This window comes from Variovorax davisae (assembly GCF_030316845.1).
GTDB classification, from domain to species: domain Bacteria; phylum Pseudomonadota; class Gammaproteobacteria; order Burkholderiales; family Burkholderiaceae_C; genus Variovorax; species Variovorax davisae.
On record NZ_JASZYS010000018.1, the window covers coordinates 14803 to 32771 of the forward strand.

Consider the following 17969-nt stretch of genomic DNA (forward strand, 5'->3'; position numbering starts at 1 on the left):
GCCCTCACGGCGCGCCCGCGCGCAAGACCGTCACCTGCTCGGCGTAGGTGGATTCGATGCGCTGCAGCCGCGCCTGGCGCGCCGCCTCGTTGACCCATTGCGAGGTCATGGTGCTCTGCCGCGCCAGCTGGTAGGCCAGCTTGGCGGCCGGCAGCAGCGAGCTGTTGTCGGCCGCGACGAAGCCGGCCAGGTCGTGCAGCGACTTCAGCACCGCGCGCTCGCCGTCGCCGCGCGGACCCTTGCCCCGGGCGTACTCGACCAGGAAGAGCTGAACCTTCTTCTCGAACTCGGGCCCGTAGTCGCGCCGGATCACGATCTGCGCATGCGGAATCAGTTCCGACTCCCAGATCACCTGCAGCCGGTCGGCCTCGGCCGGGAACTGCTGCCGGAAGCGTTCGAAGTCGGCCGTGTTGTTGGTGGCGACGTCGGCCTCGCCGTTCGCCACCGCCAGCGCGGTCACCTGGTGGGTGCCCACCACTTCGCTGCGGAAGCGGGTCTCCATCGCGATGTGGTTGGGCAGGAAGAGCTGCAGCTGCGGCACGATGAAGCCCGACACCGACCGGCTCTCGCCGCGCGCCAGGCGCCAGCCCTCGGGTTCGGCCAGCAGGTCCTTGAGCGAGGTACGGGGGCCCGACTTGCGCGTCAGCAGCAGCGCGCGGTAGCCCGGCAGGCCGTCGTGGCGCGTCACCTGGGCCACCACCTTCATGCGCCGCAGCGTCACGGCGTCGAGCGCCATCTTGCCGGACAGGAAGGCCATGTCGACCTGGTCGCGCTGGATCGCCTGCTCCAGGGCCTCGTACGAGGTGACCGACAGCATGGTGACCGGCCGGCCGATGGCGCGCCGCAGGTCCGCCAGCAGCGGCTCCCAGTCATTGCGCGACTCGAAGGCCCCGCCCAGCGGCAGGATGCCGAAGCGCACGGCCGCGCCGGCCCCGCCGGCCGGCTGCGCCGCCGCCCCGAGCTGCCAGCCCAGCGCCAGCGCGAGCCCGGCGCGCAGCATCCAGGCCCCCACGCGCGCCGCCCCGGCCCGGAACCGATCCGGCCGGAAAGCCGCGACAACAGGGGGAGCGCAGAGGGCGTGAACCTGCATCTTTCTGAAACGTACCGCCGGACGAGCCGAACGGGCTGGTCAAGCGAGTGCTGCCTACAACACAATTAGAAACCAACTTAAGCAGTAAACGTGTCATTTTCCTTGAACCATGCGCAACCGGGTGCCGCCCAGTGGCTGACAGCCGCAGCCGATCGAGCTCCTCGGTGAGCTGGTCCTTCCGCGCCCTGCGCCTGCTGGCAGGTCTGACGCTGGCGCAGCAGCTGGTCCTGCTGGCGCTGCTGCCGGCGACCGTCGCGACCCTGGGCGCGATCGCGGTGCTGACGCGCCAGCACCTGGACAACCTGACTGCGCTGATGCGCGCCAACGCCCAGACGGTGGCGCTGCAGGTGGCGACGGTGGCCCAGTCGCAGATGCAGCACATGGACCGTCGGGCGCTGCAGCGCACCGCGCTGTCCGGCAGCTTCCAGCCGCATGTGCAGCAGGTGCAGATCTGGTCGGAAGAAGGCGAAATCGTCGCCAATGCGGAAACCGTGGACCGGCAGCGCGGCGACGGGCTGCAGGTGGTCGCCCCGATCACCGGCGAGGACGGCAGGCACAACGGCAAGGTGATGGTCGAGATGAGCCTGGACGCGGTGGCGAGCGCCAAGCAGGCGGTCTGGCTCAATGTCGTGATCGTGCTGGGCGCCAGCCTGGTCGGCGTCGGGCTGGCCGGCTGGTGGGCGGCGCGGCGCATCAGCGCGCCGATCCAGGCGCTCGGCGAGGCGGTCGACCGACTCGGCGCCGGCGAAGACGCGCAGGTCGAGATCGCCGGCTCGGCCGAGGTGCGGCGGCTGCAGCACGGCTTCAACCTGGCGGCGCGGGCGCTGCTGGACAGCCGCGACCAGCTCGAGAGCCGCATCGTCGACGCCACCGCCGAGCTGGCCAGGAAGAACCAGCAGCTGGAGGTCGCCAGCCAGGCCAAGACCCGCTTGCTGGCCGCCGCCAGCCACGACCTGCGGCAGCCGCTGCATGCGCTGACCCTGTTCTCGGACGGCCTGGCCAAGGGCGAGACCGATCCGGTACGGCTGCAGCGCATCGGCCACATCCGGGAGTGCGTCGAGTCGCTGGACCGGCTGTTCTCGGAACTGCTGAACCTCTCGCAGCTCGACGCCGGCGTGCTCCAGCCGCAATGGACCGACTTCCCGCTCGACACCCTGTTCGACGAGATCAGCCGCAACTTCCGCGCCGTGGCCGAGCAGAAGAACCTGCGGCTGGTGGTGCGCAAGACCGAGGCCTGGGTGCGCTGCGACTACGTGATGCTGTCGCGCATCCTCAACAACCTGGTCTCGAACTCGCTGCGCCACACCATCGAGGGCGGCATCCTGGTCGGGGCCCGGCGGCGCGGCAAGGCGATCCGCATCGACGTCTGGGACACCGGCATCGGCATCGCCGCCCATCACCAGCCGCGGGTCTTCGAGGAGTTCTACCAGGTCGAGCCGCAGGGCCGGCAGGGCGGCCGGGAGTCGCGCGGCATGGGGCTGGGCCTGGCCACGGTGCAGCGGCTCGCGGCCCTGCTCAACACCCGGGTCGAGCTCATTTCCCGGCCGCACAAGGGCACCTGCGTACGGGTGCCGGTGCGCGCGACGGCACCCGCGCCCAACCTGCCGGCGCCGCCCACGCAGCCGTTCGGCCCGCCGGCCGACGACGATGCCAGCCTGGTCGACACGGTGGTGCTGGTGATCGACGACGAGCGCACCATCCTCGAGGGCCTGCAGGTGGTGCTGGCGAACTGGGGCGCGCGGGTGCTGGCGGCGCAGAGCCGCTCCGAGGCCCTGGCGCTGGCCGACGCCTGGGAGCGGCCGCCCGACATCGTCGTGAGCGACCTGCTGCTGCAGGGCGGGGACAACGGGCTCGACGTGATCGCAGCGCTGGAACGCCATCCCCGCGGCATCGGGGCGTCGACCGCGCGGCTGCTGGTGACCGGCGAGACCAAGCCCGACCGCCTGCGTGAAGTCGCCAGCGCCGGCGTCGCGGTGCTCTACAAGCCGGTCTCGCCGCGGGTGCTGCGCCAGGCGATCAACAGCCAGCTGGCCGCGGTGCGCAGCGCCGCCGCGGCCCTGTAAGCGCCCGCCGTCGGACGCGCCCGTACGTCGTCCGGCATAGACCGACAGGCTGCGGATTTCCGCCCCCCTTTCCCACAATGCGGCAGGCTGCGAGGCGACATAAGCCCTCTGCCTTATCGCGCCGAAACAGCCGGCTCCGTACATTGGTCTCCTCACCCCTCTGCGGATGCAGTCCCGATGTTTGCCAACCGTTTTCCCACGCTGCGTCGAACGCGGCGCGCTCTTGTCGCCGTGGCCTGTGCAGCCTTGCTGTGCGGCGGCGCGCAGGCGGCCGGGCTGACGGTGCTGATGGCCGACGAGACGGCCGCCCATGCCGAATTCGTGCGCCAGCTGCGCGACGCCCAGGACGCCGACAGCCGCTTCGACCTGATTCACCTGGCGGCCGGCGAGAGCAGCTTCGAGGAGCACGCGCCGGCCGGCCTGACGATGGCGATCGGCCTGAGCGCGGCGCGCTCGGCGATCGAGCGGCCCGGCCAGGATCCGTTGGTGCTCGCGCTGCTCAGCCGGCTCGACTACGAAAGCCTCAAGGGCGCGGCCGCCCTGCGGCGGCCGGAGCGCCCGATCGGGGTGCTGCTGCGCGAGCCCGCGATGGCCGACCAGCTGGCGCTGATCGATGCGCTGCTGCCGGCCAAGCGCCGGCTGGGCGTCGTCGCCACCGCCGAGTCGGAGCCGATCGTGAGCGAACTGCTGCGCGCCGGCCAGGGCTGGGACCTGCAGGTCGAATACGCGCCGGACGCCAAGTCGCTGGCGGCGGTGCTGCGCCTGCTGGTGTCGCGCAGCGACGCCTTGCTGGTGCTGCCCGACAAGATCGGCGACAACCAGGCCGCCACGCTGGCAGTGCTGCGCGCCGGCGCCAGTGCCGGCCTGCCGGTGTTCGGCAGCAGCGACGGCCTGGTGCGCTCGGGCGGCCTGGCCGCGGCGGTGTCGACGCCGCGGCAGCTGGCCCAGCAGGCCCACTTGCTCGGCCGCAAGCTGGCGCCGTCCGGCACGGCCCCCGGCGTGCGGGTCGAGGTCGCTGCGCCGGCCACGGTGCGCGTCAACGCCACCGTGGCGCGCGGACTCGGCCTGCGCCTGCCCGACGAACGCGAGCTGACCGCCCGGGTGAGCGCCCTGCGATGACCGCCCCCAGCCACGGCCTTGCCGCGCCCACGGCGATCGTCCGGGCCAGCGACCCGCCGGTGGCGGAGCGGCGGTCGCTGGTGGTCGGCGCCAGCCTGCAGCGCGACCTGTTCCGGCTCGGCGTGGTGCCGTGCGTGGCGGTGGCGCTGGCCCTGACCGGGTGGTTCACCCAGGGCCGGCTGGCGACGCTCGAAGCGGCCTTCGATGCCGAAGGCGAGGCGGTGGCGCGCCAGGTGGCCGCGATGTCCGACCTGAGCCTCTACGCCGGCGACCTGCCGGCGCTGCAGAACGTCGCCAACGCCGCCCTGCGCGGCGGCCAGGTGACACGGGTCGAAATCAGCAACAGCGCCGGCGTCTACGTCACGGCCGGACCGAAGACCGCGTCTCTGGCCCAGCTGCGCATGTTCACGGCGCCGGTCACGCTGCGCGAGGCCTCGCGCGCCAACGCCTTCGCGCCGGCCGGGTCGACCGCCTCCGGCGAGACGCCGATCGGCCTGGTCCAGACCTTCCGCGACACCACCGCCTACGACCGCGAGCGCACCCGCTCGCTGATGGCCGGCATCGGCATCGCGATGATCGCGCTGCTGGCCGCCTGGGCCTGGGTGCGCCATACGGCGCGCGCGGTCGCCCAGCCGCTGCGGCGGATCTCGCGCACCGTGGCGGCGCTGGAGTCGGGCCGCTTCGACGCCCGCTGCAACGTGGTGGCCGAGGACGAGGGAGAGCGCGAAGCGGGCGCCCGCGCGCGCCGCGCCCGGCACGAGTTCGCCAACCTGGCGCACGACATCAACCGCCTGGCCGAGCGGCTGCAGCGCAACCGCCAGGCGAGCGAGGAGCGGGTGCGCGAAGCGACCGCGGTCGCGCTGCAGCGGATGGCCGAGGCCGAGCAGGCGGCGCTTTCCCGGGCCCGCTTCCTGGCGGCCGCCAGCCACGACCTGCGCCAGCCGCTGCACGCCATGGGCCTGTTCATCGACGGCCTGCTGCCGACCGCCTCGACGCTCCAGCGCCCGGCAGTGCTGCGGCTGCAGGAGGCGACCGAGTTCATGGGCGTGCTGCTCGACGACCTGCTGGAGATCTCGCGGCTCGACGCCCAGGTGCTGACGCCGGCGATCGGCGGCGTCTCGCTGGCCACGCTGTTCGACCAGCTCGAGGCCCGGCACGCCGCGCCGGCGGTGGCCGCCAGGGTGCGGCTGCTGTGGCGCGACCGCGGCCTGGCGGTGCGCAGCGATGCCGCGCTGCTGCTGCGCATCGTCGGCAACCTGGTCAGCAACGCGGTGCACCACACGCCGCCCGACGGCACGGTGCTGGTCACGGCGCGGCGACGCGGCGACGCGGTGCGCATCGAGGTGCGCGACAACGGGGTCGGCATCGCGCCGATCCACCAGACCCGCATCTTCGAGGAGTTCTACCAGGTCGCGAACACCGAGCGCGACCGCCGCCAGGGCTTCGGCCTCGGCCTGGCGATCTGCTCGCGCATCGCGGCCCTGCTCGGCGCCCGCATCTCGGTGCGCTCGGCGCTGCAGGCCGGCAGCACCTTCGCGATCGAACTGCCGCTGGCGAGCCCGCGCGAGGTGCTGCCGGCGGCGCCCGAAGCGCCGGCCTCGGCGCCGCTGGCGGGCCTGCATTGCCTGGTGGTGGACGACGACCCGGCGATCCTCGACGGCAGCCGGACGCTGCTGACGCAATGGGGCTGCCAGGTCGATTGCGCCTCGACCCGCGCCGAGGCCCTGGCCCGGCTCGGCAGCGGCGGTGCCCACTTCGACGTCGTGCTGTGCGACCTGCAGCTGGCCCACGACGAGGACGGCATGGAAGTGCTGGCGGCGGCGCACCGGCTGCAGCCGGACGCGCTGCCGGTGCTGGTTTCAGGCGCCACCGGGCCCGAGGCGCTGCAGCGCTTGCGCCAGGGCGGCGTGATGCTGCTCACCAAGCCGGTGGCACCGGCCAAGCTGCGGGCCCTGCTGGCGACCCGGCGCAGCACCGTCATGGCCTGACGGCCGCTGCGATGAAATCGAAAGCATTCCTTGTCGCGTCAACTTGTTGGTTGGCTGTGACATAGCGCCCGAATGACGCGGCCACCGGCACAGCGAAACGCCATGTTTGTCGCGCACCATTGATACCATTTGTGTCTTTACCCCGGCTCCGCAGGCTGCGGAAGGATGAGTGGGACACATGGAACCGATGCACTGGGAGTACATGGGCGCGCTGGGCGGCGTCATCGGCATCGGCTGGCTGGTCGTGGTGCCGATGTACCGTGGCTGGAACCACCTCAACGACAAGATGACCGCCCGCGTCAAACGCAGCATCCGCATGATGTCCGAGTGCGAGGACCGCATGAACCCGATGGCCACCGGCGCAGAGGCCGGCACGACGGGTTCGCAGCTTCGCTGAGCGCTTCAAACCGGCGCGCGGCCGGGCTCCGTCGAGACCGGGTCCATCGCGGCTCCGAGCCCGAATCGCACGCTCTCGCCTTCCACCGTCACCGCACAGCCCAGCCCGTCGGCCAGCGCCTGCAGCGCGATGGCATCGATCGCCAGCGCGCGCGGCGCCCGGTGGGCGCCGGCGATGGGCTCGACCGGCTCCGCGGCGCCGTGGCTGGCCACGAAGCGCAGCGCGTCGTCGCCCTCGGCCTCGACCCGGATCTCGCCCAGGTTGGGCACGCTGTCGTGCAGGTGGCCGAGCGCCCCCAGCGCCATGTAGCGCAGCGCCGCGGCGGCCGGGAAGCGCGGCTCGCCGTCGACCGGCGCGAGCCCCTCGCCCAGGCTCAGCCCGATGCCGTTGAGCTCGAACGCCACCCGCATCAGCGTGGTGCACTGGGCCACCAGCGCGCTGCGCGTGATGCCGTCGTCGTGGGTGGCCAGCTCCCAGTCGCGCAACGAGCGCACGCCGCCGGCCAGGGCCGCCACCTGGTCCTCGATCAGCGCCACGCGCTCGGCCAAGGCGGCGGCATCGGGCGCGGCCTCGGCCCCGTTGGCGAGCTGGCGCTTGAGCAGCAGGACGCCCATCCGGATCACCGACACCGGGGCCGCCATCTCGTGGCGCAGCGCCGGCAGGGCGCGGGTCAGCAGCTCGTGGCGCACGCCGGCCGCCATCCAGCTGCGGGCTCCGGGCGAAGCCTTCATCGGGCAGTCATCCCGCGAGCGGCCGCGCCAGGATGCGATCGAGGACGTCGAAATCGATCGGCTTCTGCAGGTGGTGGTCGAACAGCCCCGCGGCGTTGACGGCCTCGTCGGCGGCGTAGCCCGAGATCGCGACCAGCAACGGCGGCTCGCCGCGGGCGCCGGCGCGCAACTGGCGCGCCACCTCGGTGCCGGGAAAATCAGGCAGGGTCAGGTCGACCAGCGCGGCGTCGAAGCGCTGGTGGGCGGCCACGTCGAGCGCCTGCTGGCCGGTGTAGGTGCAGCATGCCGTGTGATCCTGCAGCACCAGCAGTTCCTGCAGCAGGTCCGCCGCGGCGTGGTTGTCGTCGACGATCAGGACGTTCACTTGCAAATCTCCGCCAAAGCAAAGTTCCAGAGTATCGGGCTCGCTGCCGCGGCGGCGGTGTAGGACGCCGCCCCGCGGCGGCGTCGGGTTCTCAGGCCGCCGGCGTTTCGGCGCGCAGCGGCAGGTTCACGCTGAAGGTGGCGCCGCGCCCCGGCGCACTCTCCAGCGCGATCTCGCCGCCGTGCGAGCGCACGATCTGGCGCGCGATGTAGAGACCCAGCCCCAGGCCCGGGGCCTGCCGGCGGCTGTCGTCGGTGCGCTCGAACTGCTCGAATATCCGCGCATGGTCCTCGGCCGCGATGCCCGGCCCCTGGTCGCTGACGCTCATGCGCGCGCGCTCGCCCTCCTGGCGCACGCTGACCTCGACCTGCCGGCCGCCGCCGTAGCGCAGGGCGTTGGTGACCAGGTTGGTCAGCACCTGCTCGATGCGGAACTCGTCCCACACGCCCGGCACGCCGGCCGGCGCCACGAGCCGGATCGGCGGGCCCACCGCCTCGGCCTGCTGCGCCAGGCTCTCGACCACGCCGCGCGCCAGCAGCGCCAGGTCCGTCGCCTTGGGCTGGATCGACAGGGCGCCGCTGCGCATGCGGGTGACGTCGAGCATGTCGTCGATCAGCCGCACCATGTTCTGGATCTGGCGCTGGTCGCGCTCGATCATCGCCGGCAGGCGCTCGGGCGCGAAGGGCGCCGTGTTGTTCTTCGACAGGTGCAGCTTGCGCACCTGGGTTTCGAGGTAGAGCGTGTTGAGCGGCGTGCGCAGTTCGTGCGAGACCATCGACATGAAGTCGTCGCGCATGCGCACCGCGTGCTCCAGCTCGCGCTGCGTGCACTGCAGCTGCTGGACCAGCGCCTCCTGCCGGCGGTGCGAGGCCGCCAGGGCGTCGATCTCGTGCTTGAGCGCCTTGCGGTGCCGGTACAGGTCGACGAAGACGCTCACCTTGCTGCTGACCATCTGGGCATCGAGCGGCTTCTGCAGGAAGTCGACCGCGCCGCTCTCGTAGCCCTTGAAGGCGTAGTTCATCTCGCGCCCGGCGGCGCTGACGAAGATGATCGGGATGTGGCGCGTGCGCTCGGTGCCGCGCATCATCTCGGCCAGCTCGAAGCCGTTCATCTCCGGCATCTGGACGTCGAGGATCGCCAGCGCGAACTCGTGCTCCAGCAGCAGCGCGAGCGCCTGCTCGGCGGACGAGGCCCGGTACACCGACCGCCCCGGGCCGCGGATCAGCGCCTCCAGCGCCAGCAGGTTGTCCGGCAGGTCGTCGACGATCAGCAGCTTGCTTTCGACATCAATGGGCATGGGCGGAATCCAGTTGCAGGAGCAGTGCGCGGATGTCGCGCAGGGGCAGCACGAAATCGGGCGTGTGGGCGGCGATGGCGGCGCGCGGCATGGTCGCCACCAGGGCCTCTGCCGGGTCCTGCACCACCGTCAGGCCGCCGGCCTGGCGGATGCGCAGCAGGCCCTCGGCGCCGTCTTCGTTGGCCCCGGTCAGCAGCACGCCGACCAGGGCCGGGCCGTAGGCGTCGGCGGCGGAGGCCATCAGCAGGTCGATCGCCGGCCGCGAGAACAGCACCGGCGGCTCGCAGCTGAGCGAGAAACAGCGGTCGCGCTCGATCGACAGATGGTAGCCCGGCGGCGCGAAATACAGCGCGCCGGGCGCGACCGGCGCCTTGTCGGCGGCCTCGTGGACGGCGAACGACAGCCGGTGGCGGAACACCTCGGCCAGCCGGCTCTCGTGGCCCTCGGGCAGGTGGATGACCACCGCGACCGGCAGCCGCCAATGCGCCGGCAGACCGCCCAGCAGCGCGATCAGCGCATCGACGCCGCCGGCGGAGGCGCCGATCACCACGGCCTCCATGCGCCGGGCAGGCAAGGGGCTCGGCGTCATGTCGCCTTCCGGTAGACGCGCTCGGCGCGCGACAGCACCTCGAAACGCTCGGCATAGCCCGAGAAGTCGATGCTCTCCTTGGCCCCGAGGCCGAGAAAGCCGCGGTGGCACAGCGACTCGTGGAACAGGCCCAGCGCGCGGTCCTGCAGCGGCCGGTTGAAGTAGATCAGCACGTTGCGGCAGGACACCAGGTGGGTCTCGGCGAACACGCTGTCGGTCGCCAGGCTGTGGTCGGCGAAGGTCACGTCGGCGCACAGCGAAGGGTCGAAGCGGGCGGCGTCGTAGGCCGCCGTGTAGTAGTCCGAGAAGGCCCGCTGGCCGCCGGCGCGCTGGTAGTTGGCGGTGTAGCTGCGGACCGATTCGAGCGGGAAGATGCCCTGGCGCGCCTTCTCGAGCGAGGCCGGATTGATGTCGGTCGCATAGATGCGGGTGCGTTCGAGCAGGCCCTCCTCGCGCAGCAGGATGGCCAGCGAGAACACCTCCTCCCCGGTGCTGCAGCCGGCCACCCAGACCGTGAGCGAGGCATAGGTGTGGAGCACCGGCACCACCTGCCGGCGCAGCGCCAGGAAATAGGCCGGGTCGCGGAACATCTCGCTCACCGGGATCGTGAGGTACTGCAGCAGTTGCGCGAACACCGCGGCGTCGCGCAGCACCCGCTCCTGCAGCGCCGAGATGCTCGGCAGGCCCAGCTGGCCCAGCGCATACAGCACCCGCCGCTTCTGCGAGGCGCCGGTGTAGTCGCGGAAGTCGTAGCTGTACTTGAGGTAGATCGCCTCCATCAGCAGGCGCAGCTCGATCTCCGTGGCGCTCGGCGGCTGCAGCGCCTGCAGCGGCGCGGCCGGGTCGGTCTTCGTCACAGCCGCTCCATCTTCGGCATCCACACGCGCAGCAGCGAGAACAGGCGGTCGAGGTCGACCGGCTTCGCCAGGTAGTCGTTGGCACCCGCGGCCAGGCACTGCGCCTGGTCGTCCTTCATCGCCTTGGCGGTGACGGCGATCACCGGCAGCTTCTCGAAGCGCGGGTCGCGGCGCAGGCGGCGGGTGGCTTCGAGGCCGTCCATCTCCGGCATCATGACGTCCATCAGCACCAGGTCGATGTCCTCGACCTGGTCGAGCTTCTCGAGCGCCTCGCGGCCGTTGCGGCCGATCTCCACCGTGGCGCCGCGCTGCTCCAGCGCGCTGGTGAGGGCGAAGATGTTGCGCACGTCGTCGTCCACCAGCAGGATGCGCCGGCCCTCGAACACCCGGTCGCGGCCGCGCGCGGTCTTCAGCATGGTCTGGCGCTCGCTCGACAGGTCGGCCTCGACCTTGTGCAGGAACAGCGTGACCTCGTCCAGCAGGCGCTCGGGCGAGCGCGCGCCCTTGATGATGATCGAGCGCGAATAGCGCAGCAGCTCGGCCTCCTCGTCGCGCGTCAGGTTGCGCCCGGTGTAGACGATCACCGGCGGGAACGACACGATCTCCTCGGTCGCCATCCGCTTGAGCAGCTCGCTGCCCTGCATGTCGGGCAGCCGCAGGTCGGTGACCATGCAGTCGAAGACGCGGCTGCGCAGCAGCGCCAGCGCTTCCTCGCCCGACGCCACCGCGGTGATCACGACGTCGTCGTCGGCGATCAGCTTCACCACGCTCTCGCGCTGCAGCGCGTCGTCCTCGACCAGCAGCACCGCCTTGACCTTCTGCGTCAGCTTGTCCTCGAACTTGCGGAACACGGCCTTGAGCTGGTCGCGCGTGGTCGGCTTCAGCGCATAGCCGATGGCGCCCATGTGCAGCGCCGCCTCGGCGCTGTCCTGGGCCGACACCACGTGGACCGGGATGTGGCGCGTCAGCGGATCGTCCTTGAGCCGCTGCAGCACGCCGAGGCCGGGGCTGTCGGGCAGCCCCATGTCGAGCAGGATCGCGTCGGGCAGGAACTGGGTCGCCAGGCTGAAGCCGTCGGCCGCGCCGTGGGCGATCAGGCAGCGGTAGCCGAGCTCGTGCGCGAGGTCGTAGAGGATGTGGGCGAACTGCGGCTCGTCCTCGATCACGAGCACCCGGCGCGCCTGGTCGCGCGGCAACGCGCGATCGTCGGCGAACTGGGGCGCGGGAATCGCCGCCGCGACCGGGGCCACCGGGGCCACCGGGGCCGCCGGCGCCGCCGGTGCCGGCGGCAGATCGGCGCGGGCCGGCGAAGGGGGCGCCGGCTTGGGCGCTGCCGCCGCGTCGGCCTGCGGCGAGCGCGCCGGCAGCTGCAGCGTGAAGGTGCTGCCGGTGCCGGGCACGCTGTGCACGCCCAGCGTGCCGCCGAGCAGCCGGGTCAGGTCGCGCGAGATCGACAGGCCCAGGCCGGTGCCGCCATAACGCCGGCTGGTGGTGCCGTCGGCCTGGCGGAAGGCCTCGAAGATCACCTCCTGCTGGTCGGCCGGGATGCCGATGCCCGAATCGGATACCGCGAAGGCGGCGCCGCCATCGGCCGTGCCGGACACGGTCAGCGCGACCTCGCCGCGGTCGGTGAACTTGAGCGCGTTCGACAGCAGGTTCTTGAGGACCTGCTCGAGCCGCTGCCGGTCGGTGACCAGCGAAGCCGGCGCGTCGGGCCGGACCTCGAGCCGGAAGCCGAGCTGCTTGTGTCCCGCCAGCGGGGCGAAGTTCATCCGCAGGCTCTCGCCGAGCCGGGCCAGCGGCACCTCCTCGGCCACCACGTCGAGCTTGCCGGCCTCGACCTTGGCGATGTCCAGGATGTCGTTGATCAGCACCAGCAGGTCGTTGCCCGAGGCGTAGATCGACTCGGCGAACTTCACCTGCTCGGCGTCGAGGTTGCCGCGCGGGTTGTCGCCCAGCAGCTTGGCCAGGATCAGCGCGCTGTTGAGCGGCGTGCGCAGCTCGTGCGACATGTTGGCCAGGAACTCGGACTTGTAGCGGCTCGCGCGCTGCAGCTCGTCGGCCCGCTCCTCGAGGTCGCGCTGGACCCGGCGCAGCGCCCCATTGCGCTGGTCCAGCGCCTCGGTGCGCTCCGAGAGCTGGCTGTTGGTCTGCTCCAGTTCGGCCTGCTGGTTCTCCAGCGTGGCCTGCGAGGCCCGCAGCGCACGCGACTGCTCCTCGAGTTCCTCGTTGGCGGTGCGCAGCTCCTCCTGCTGGACCTGGAGTTCCTCGTTGAGCTGCTGAGTCTCGGCCAGCGCGTCCTGCAGTTGCTGGCGGTAGCGCACCGCGCCGACCGCGCTGCCGATGGCGCTGCCCACCAGGTCGAGCAGCTGCAGGTCGCGCTCGCTCGGCGGGCGCGGCAGGCCGAGCTCGATCACGCCGTTGACGATGCCGTCGTTCTGGACCGGCAGCAGCACCGCGGCCGCCGGCGCCATCTCGCCGAGCCCGGAGTTCACCTTGAGGTAGTCGGCCTGCACCGGCTCGACCCGCATCAATCGCCGCTGCGACGCCGCCTGCCCGACCAGCCCCTCGTCGGGGGCGAACACCTGTGGCGAGGCCTCGGCCGCGCTCGAGAAGCCATAGCTCGCGACCCGGTGCAGCGCGCCATGGCGCTCGCGCAGGTACATCGCGCCGACCAGGCTGCCGACATGGCGCGAGAAGAAGGCCAGCACCTTGCGCCCCATTTCCTGGGCGCCGGGCTCGCCCACCAGTTCGGCACTCAGCTCGGTCTGGGCGCCGCGCAGCCAGGCCTGCTGCTGCAGCAGCTCGGCATGCGCGGCCTGCTCGCCCAGCACCGCGTCGTAGCTGCCCGACAGGCGCAGCAGCTGGCGCCGCCCGAAATAGGCCAGCAGGCCGGTGGAGGCCAGCGTGAACAGCACGAACAGGGCGACGATCGTGACGCTGGTGCTGTTGGCCTCGTTGTTGCGCTGGAATCGCAGGTTGCGCTCGGCGTCGACGAAGGCCGCGAAGTCGGCGCGCATGTCGTCGGTCAGGCGCTTGCCGCGGCCCAGGCTCACCGCCTGCTGGTAGTCGCCGCCGCTGCGCCGCAGAGCGATGGTCTCGCGGGCGAAGTCGTTCCAGGCCGCCTGCAGCGCGGCGATGCGGTCGACCCGGGTCACCTGCGCGGGGTTGTCCGACACCAGCGCCTTCAAGGCGCCGAAGTCGTCCTTCACGCGCGCCAGGGCGTTGTCGTAGGGCTCCAGGAAACTCTCGTCGCCGGTGATCAGGAAGCCCCGCATGCCGGTCTCCATGTCGATGCTGCGGCGCTGCAGCTCGGTCGCGCTCCCCGTGACGCGGTCGGTGTGCTCGACCCAGCCGATCACCGACAGCAGGTACAGGATCAGCCCGACGAAGACCACGGCCCCGACCACGCCGCCGAGCAGCGGCAGCTTCAGGTTGCGGCTGAGCAGGCGCTGGAATTCCTCGGGGTCGATCGCGGACGGAGTTTTCATGGGAGGCGCAGGGATGGACAAAGCAAAACCCGACAAGCGTGCCAGACCCGGCGGCGGCGGCCTGTCGGATAAGGCCGCGAACTGGGCCGGCGCGCCTGGCGATGCGCCAGCGCCGCGCTACCCTTGGCCCATGAACATCTTCGACGAACCCAAGATCGACTGCCACAACCACATCCTCGATCCCCGGGGCTTCCCCTATGCGAGCGACACCCACTACGCCCCGGCGGGCCAGGAGACGGGCTCGGCCGAACTCTTCCTGGCCGTGATGGCGGCCCACGGCGTGCAGCGGGCCCTGGTGGTCGGCCCCAATTCCGGCTACGGCACGGACAACAACGCCTGCCTGCTCGACGCCATCGCGCGCAGCCAGGGCCGCATGAAGGGGGTCGCGGTGGTCGACCACGGCATCGCGCTCGGGGCGCTGGCCGCACTCAAGGCGCAGGGCATCGTGGGCGTGGCCTTCAATCCCTCTTTCCTCGGCGTCGAGTACTACCTCGGCGCCGGCGCGCTGATCGGCAAGCTGCGCGAGCTCGGCCTGCTGCTGCAGGTGCAGGTCGAGCGCGACCAGTTGCCCGCCCTGCGGCCGCTGCTGGCGGATGCCGGCGTGCCGATCCTGATCGACCATTGCGGCAGGCCCGATGTGGCGGCCGGCCTGCAGCAGCCAGGCTTCCAGGCGTTGCTGGCCCTGGGGCGATCGGGCAACGCCTTCGTCAAGCTCTCGGGCTTCGCGAAATTCTCGGGCCGGCCGCACCCGCATGAGGATGTCTGGCCCTATGTGCGGGCCTTGGCCGAGGCGTTCACGCTCGAGCGCTGCCTCTGGGGCTCCGACTGGCCCTACCTGCGGGCGACCGAACGAATCGACTATGGCCTACAGCTGAATCTGATGGCGGAGCTCTTTCCGGACGCCGGCGAGCGCCGGAGACTGTTCTGGGAAACGCCCCGGCGGCTTCTGGGATGGAGCGACTGAGCCGCGGCGCCGGAAAGGAACTGCCATGGACGCCACCCCCCTGCCATCTCCCCCGAGCCGCTCGCTGAAGGCGATGTGGGGCACCATCGGCGCCCTCGCCGTGGCGGTCGCGGCGCTCGGCGGCGTGCTGCTGCACCAGGCGGGCCGCGACGCGGCCTCGGCGCCGGCCGCCACGGTGGCCGGCGCGCCGCCCGTGCAGGCGCCCGATGACGGCCAGCCCGGCCTGGTGCCGGCCGCGCCGCCACCGGCGGTGGCGCAAGCGCCCGCACCCGTCCGGGCACCCGAGGTCCTGCCGCCGCCGACGGCGCCAGTGCCGGCCGCCGCGGCACCGCGTCCTGTTCCGGTCTGCGCCACCTGCGGCCACGTCGAGTCGGTCCGCCCCATGCAGCGCCAGGTGCCGGCCACCGGCGTCGGCGCGGTCGCCGGCGGGGTGCTGGGCGGCGTCCTCGGCAACCAGATCGGCCATGGCAACGGCCGCACCGCGGCGACGGTGATCGGCGCGGTGGGCGGCGGCTTCGCAGGCAACGAGGTCGAGAAGCGCTACCACACGGCCACCGTCTACGAGGTCGGCGTGCGGATGCAGGACGGTTCGCTGCGCACGGTCGAGACCGCCACCGCGCCGCCGCTCGGCAAGGCGGTCACGCTCAAGGGCAAGGTGCTGCAGCCGGCCGACGGCCGCAAGTGACTCAGGCCGGCACGGCGTCGACGTTGGCCCGGTCCCAGTGCCGGTGCCTGGCGATCGCGGCGACGAAGTCCTGCGCCACCTGCTGCGCAGCGCTGGCGTCGCCCAGGTTGGTGACCGGGGTCGGCGCCACCACCACGCCGGCCGGCGCCGCCTTGGGGTCGGCGCCGATGCCCAGCGTGGCCAGCAGTTCGACGCCCTCCCCCACGGTGCAGATCGCCTTGCAGTGCTTGTAGGCCTCGAGCACGAAGTGCACCGCGTCGCCGTTGGCAGCCAGGCTGCGGGCGCTCTCCGCGCCGGCCGGGACCAGCACGGCGTCGAACATCACCGAGGGCATGTTGACGAAAGTCGCATCGACGTCGAGCTGGCGCTTGGAGGCGCTGGCGACCGTGCCGAGGCGCGGTCCGACCAGCTTGCATTGCGCGCCGGCCTGCTCGATGCCCTCGCGGATCGCCTTCAGCGAGGCCGAGTCGACGCCGTCGGCGACCAGGATGGCGACCTTGCGGGTCTTGACCGAGCCGCCGCCGGTGTCGACCATGCGCAGCGCCGGCGACTCGTCCACCGGCATCGTGAAACGGTGCGCGCGGAAGCCCGCGCGCCCGGCCGCGGCCTTGGCGTCAGGCGCGTTGATGCCCAGCACCTCGGCCACCCGCCGCGCCAGCTTCTCGTCCACGTGCGCCAGGTTGTCCACCATGCGCTGGCGCACGGCCGGCCGTTCGACCTTGGACAACTCGAAGCGGAAGGCCGCGATGATGTGCTCCTTCTCGGGCGCACTCTGGCTGTTGAAGAAGAGCCGGGCCTGCGTGAAGTGGTCGTCGAACGACGGGCTGCGCCGCCGCACCTTGGGCGGCTCCAGGGCTTCGGGAAACGACTGGAAGCCCGCGCTGCCGCCGTCGACCCTGAACTCCTTGCCGTCTCCCAGCGAGTTCGGCTCGTAGGCCACCTGTCCGCGCGCGATGGTCTGCCGGTGCATGCCGTCGCGCTGGAAGTTGTGGAAGGGGCAGACGCCCTTGTTGATCGGCAGCTCGTGGAAGTTGGCGCCGCCCAGGCGCGAGATCTGGGTGTCGGTGTACGAGAACAGGCGTCCCTGCAGCAGCGGGTCGTTCGAGAAATCGATGCCCGGCACCACATGGCCCGGGTGGAACGCGACCTGCTCCGTCTCGGCGAAGAAGTTGTCGGGGTTGCGGTTGAGCACCATCCGGCCGATGCGCTGCACCGGCACCATCTCCTCGGGAATGAGCTTGGTCGGATCGAGCAGGTCGAAGCCGAAGGCATGCTCCTTGTCCTGCGGGATCATCTGCACGCCGAGTTCCCATTCGGGGAAGTCGCCGGCCTCGATCGCTTCCCACAGGTCGCGCCGGTGGAAGTCGGCGTCCTTGCCGGCGATCTTCTGCGCCTCGTCCCAGGCCAGGCCGTGGATGCCCAGCTTGGGCTTCCAGTGGAACTTGACGAAGTGGCTCTCGCCGCGTGCGTTGACGAAGCGGAAGGTGTGGACGCCGAAGCCCTCCATCATGCGCAGGCTGCGCGGAATGGCACGGTCCGACATCGCCCACATCAGCATGTGGGTGGTCTCGGGCATCAGCGAGGCGAAATCCCAGAAGGTGTCGTGCGCGCTCGCGGCCTGCGGCATCTCGTGGTGCGGCTCGGGCTTCACGGCATGGATCAGGTCGGGGAACTTCATCGCGTCCTGGATGAAGAACACCGGGATGTTGTTGCCCACCAGGTCGTAGTTGCCCTGCTGCGTGTAGAACTTGACCGCGAAGCCGCGCACGTCGCGCACCGTGTCGGCCGAGCCGCGTGACCCGGCCACGGTCGAGAAGCGCACGAAAACGGGCGTCTTCACCGCCGGGTCCTGCAGGAACTCGGCCGCGGTGAATTGCGACATCGACTTGTAGACCTCGAAATAGCCGTGCGCCGCCGAACCCCGGGCGTGCACCGCGCGCTCGGGAATGCGCTCATGGTCGAAATGCGTGATCTTCTCGCGCAGGATGAAATCCTCGAGCAGCGTCGGCCCACGCAGCCCCGCCTTCAGCGAGTTGTGGTTGTCGGGCACCTGCAGGCCCTGGTTGGTGGTCAGCCGGGCGGCGTTGTCGCTGGTGAAGGCGGCCAATTGATCCTGCTTGGCCTGGCTGCCATCGCCCGGCTTCGGGCGACGGCCAGCGGCCGCCTTGTTCTGTTGCGTCATCGGGTGTCCTCGGGTTGCGGAATAAGACGCCGGCGACCGTGCCGCGGTCCATACTGCGGGCGTTGGCTCAGCTTAGGGCCGGCCCGGCGCGGGGCCCGTAGTGGGCGCGCGCTGCCAGGTGTCGGCCGGGCGAGGCGATGGCGGTAGGACCG

Annotated in this window: 14 protein-coding genes; 6 read left to right on the forward strand and 8 right to left on the reverse strand. The window is 71.6% G+C overall.

Annotated features, from left to right (window positions below):
• Nucleotides 1-4 precede the first annotated feature (4 nt).
• Nucleotides 5-1000, reverse strand: a complete 996-nt coding sequence (phnD, locus tag QTI33_RS30320; protein WP_444814915.1) for a phosphate/phosphite/phosphonate ABC transporter substrate-binding protein — start codon at nucleotides 998-1000, stop codon at nucleotides 5-7.
• A 254-nt stretch (nucleotides 1001-1254) separates the two neighbouring features.
• On the opposite strand from phnD, the gene QTI33_RS30325 reads away from it, so the two are divergent.
• From QTI33_RS30325 to QTI33_RS30340, 4 genes are all read left to right on the forward strand, one after another.
• Nucleotides 1255-3153 carry an ATP-binding response regulator gene (locus QTI33_RS30325; RefSeq protein ID WP_286510277.1) on the forward strand — a complete coding sequence of 633 codons (1899 nt, stop codon included), beginning with the start codon at nucleotides 1255-1257 and terminating at the stop codon, nucleotides 3151-3153.
• Between the two features lie 177 nt (nucleotides 3154-3330).
• Entirely contained in the window at nucleotides 3331-4272 is a 942-nt protein-coding gene (locus QTI33_RS30330) for an ABC transporter substrate-binding protein (protein ID WP_286510278.1), read from the forward strand.
• Nucleotides 4269-6260: an ATP-binding response regulator gene (locus tag QTI33_RS30335; protein WP_286510279.1), complete on the forward strand. Its 1992-nt coding sequence runs from the start codon at nucleotides 4269-4271 to the stop codon at nucleotides 6258-6260. The genes QTI33_RS30330 and QTI33_RS30335 overlap by 4 nt, the downstream gene beginning before the upstream one ends.
• Before the next feature lie 178 nt (nucleotides 6261-6438).
• Nucleotides 6439-6657 (forward strand): hypothetical protein, encoded by a 219-nt coding sequence (locus tag QTI33_RS30340; RefSeq protein ID WP_286510280.1) that lies wholly within the window; start codon nucleotides 6439-6441, stop codon nucleotides 6655-6657.
• 5 nt (nucleotides 6658-6662) lie between these two features.
• Here the strand turns inward: QTI33_RS30340 and QTI33_RS30345 are convergent, their stop codons facing one another.
• The 6 genes from QTI33_RS30345 to QTI33_RS30370 form a co-directional block, all read right to left on the reverse strand.
• Nucleotides 6663-7388, reverse strand: a complete 726-nt coding sequence (locus QTI33_RS30345; RefSeq protein ID WP_286510281.1) for a hypothetical protein — start codon at nucleotides 7386-7388, stop codon at nucleotides 6663-6665.
• 7 nt (nucleotides 7389-7395) lie between these two features.
• Nucleotides 7396-7752 carry a response regulator gene (locus QTI33_RS30350; RefSeq protein ID WP_286510283.1) on the reverse strand — a complete coding sequence of 119 codons (357 nt, stop codon included), beginning with the start codon at nucleotides 7750-7752 and terminating at the stop codon, nucleotides 7396-7398.
• A 91-nt stretch (nucleotides 7753-7843) separates the two neighbouring features.
• Nucleotides 7844-9049 carry a hybrid sensor histidine kinase/response regulator gene (locus QTI33_RS30355; protein WP_286510284.1) on the reverse strand — a complete coding sequence of 402 codons (1206 nt, stop codon included), beginning with the start codon at nucleotides 9047-9049 and terminating at the stop codon, nucleotides 7844-7846.
• A complete protein-coding gene (locus QTI33_RS30360; RefSeq protein WP_286510285.1) occupies nucleotides 9039-9638 on the reverse strand; it encodes a chemotaxis protein CheB in 600 nt (199 codons plus the stop codon). The genes QTI33_RS30355 and QTI33_RS30360 overlap by 11 nt, the downstream gene beginning before the upstream one ends.
• Nucleotides 9635-10495, reverse strand: a complete 861-nt coding sequence (locus QTI33_RS30365) for a CheR family methyltransferase (RefSeq protein ID WP_506555364.1) — start codon at nucleotides 10493-10495, stop codon at nucleotides 9635-9637. The genes QTI33_RS30360 and QTI33_RS30365 overlap by 4 nt, the downstream gene beginning before the upstream one ends.
• On the reverse strand, nucleotides 10492-13986 hold the full coding sequence (locus tag QTI33_RS30370) for a response regulator (protein WP_286510286.1): 3495 nt from the start codon (nucleotides 13984-13986) through the stop codon (nucleotides 10492-10494). The genes QTI33_RS30365 and QTI33_RS30370 overlap by 4 nt, the downstream gene beginning before the upstream one ends.
• A gap of 130 nt (nucleotides 13987-14116) precedes the next feature.
• Between QTI33_RS30370 and QTI33_RS30375 the strand changes: the two genes are divergently transcribed.
• Entirely contained in the window at nucleotides 14117-14950 is an 834-nt protein-coding gene (locus QTI33_RS30375) for an amidohydrolase family protein (RefSeq protein WP_286510287.1), read from the forward strand.
• A 25-nt stretch (nucleotides 14951-14975) separates the two neighbouring features.
• A complete protein-coding gene (locus QTI33_RS30380) occupies nucleotides 14976-15635 on the forward strand; it encodes a glycine zipper 2TM domain-containing protein (protein ID WP_286510288.1) in 660 nt (219 codons plus the stop codon).
• A 1-nt stretch (nucleotide 15636) separates the two neighbouring features.
• Here QTI33_RS30380 and katE read toward each other — a convergent pair whose 3' ends face one another.
• Nucleotides 15637-17817 (reverse strand): catalase HPII, encoded by a 2181-nt coding sequence (gene katE / locus QTI33_RS30385; protein WP_286510289.1) that lies wholly within the window; start codon nucleotides 17815-17817, stop codon nucleotides 15637-15639.
• Nucleotides 17818-17969: the final 152 nt, after the last annotated feature.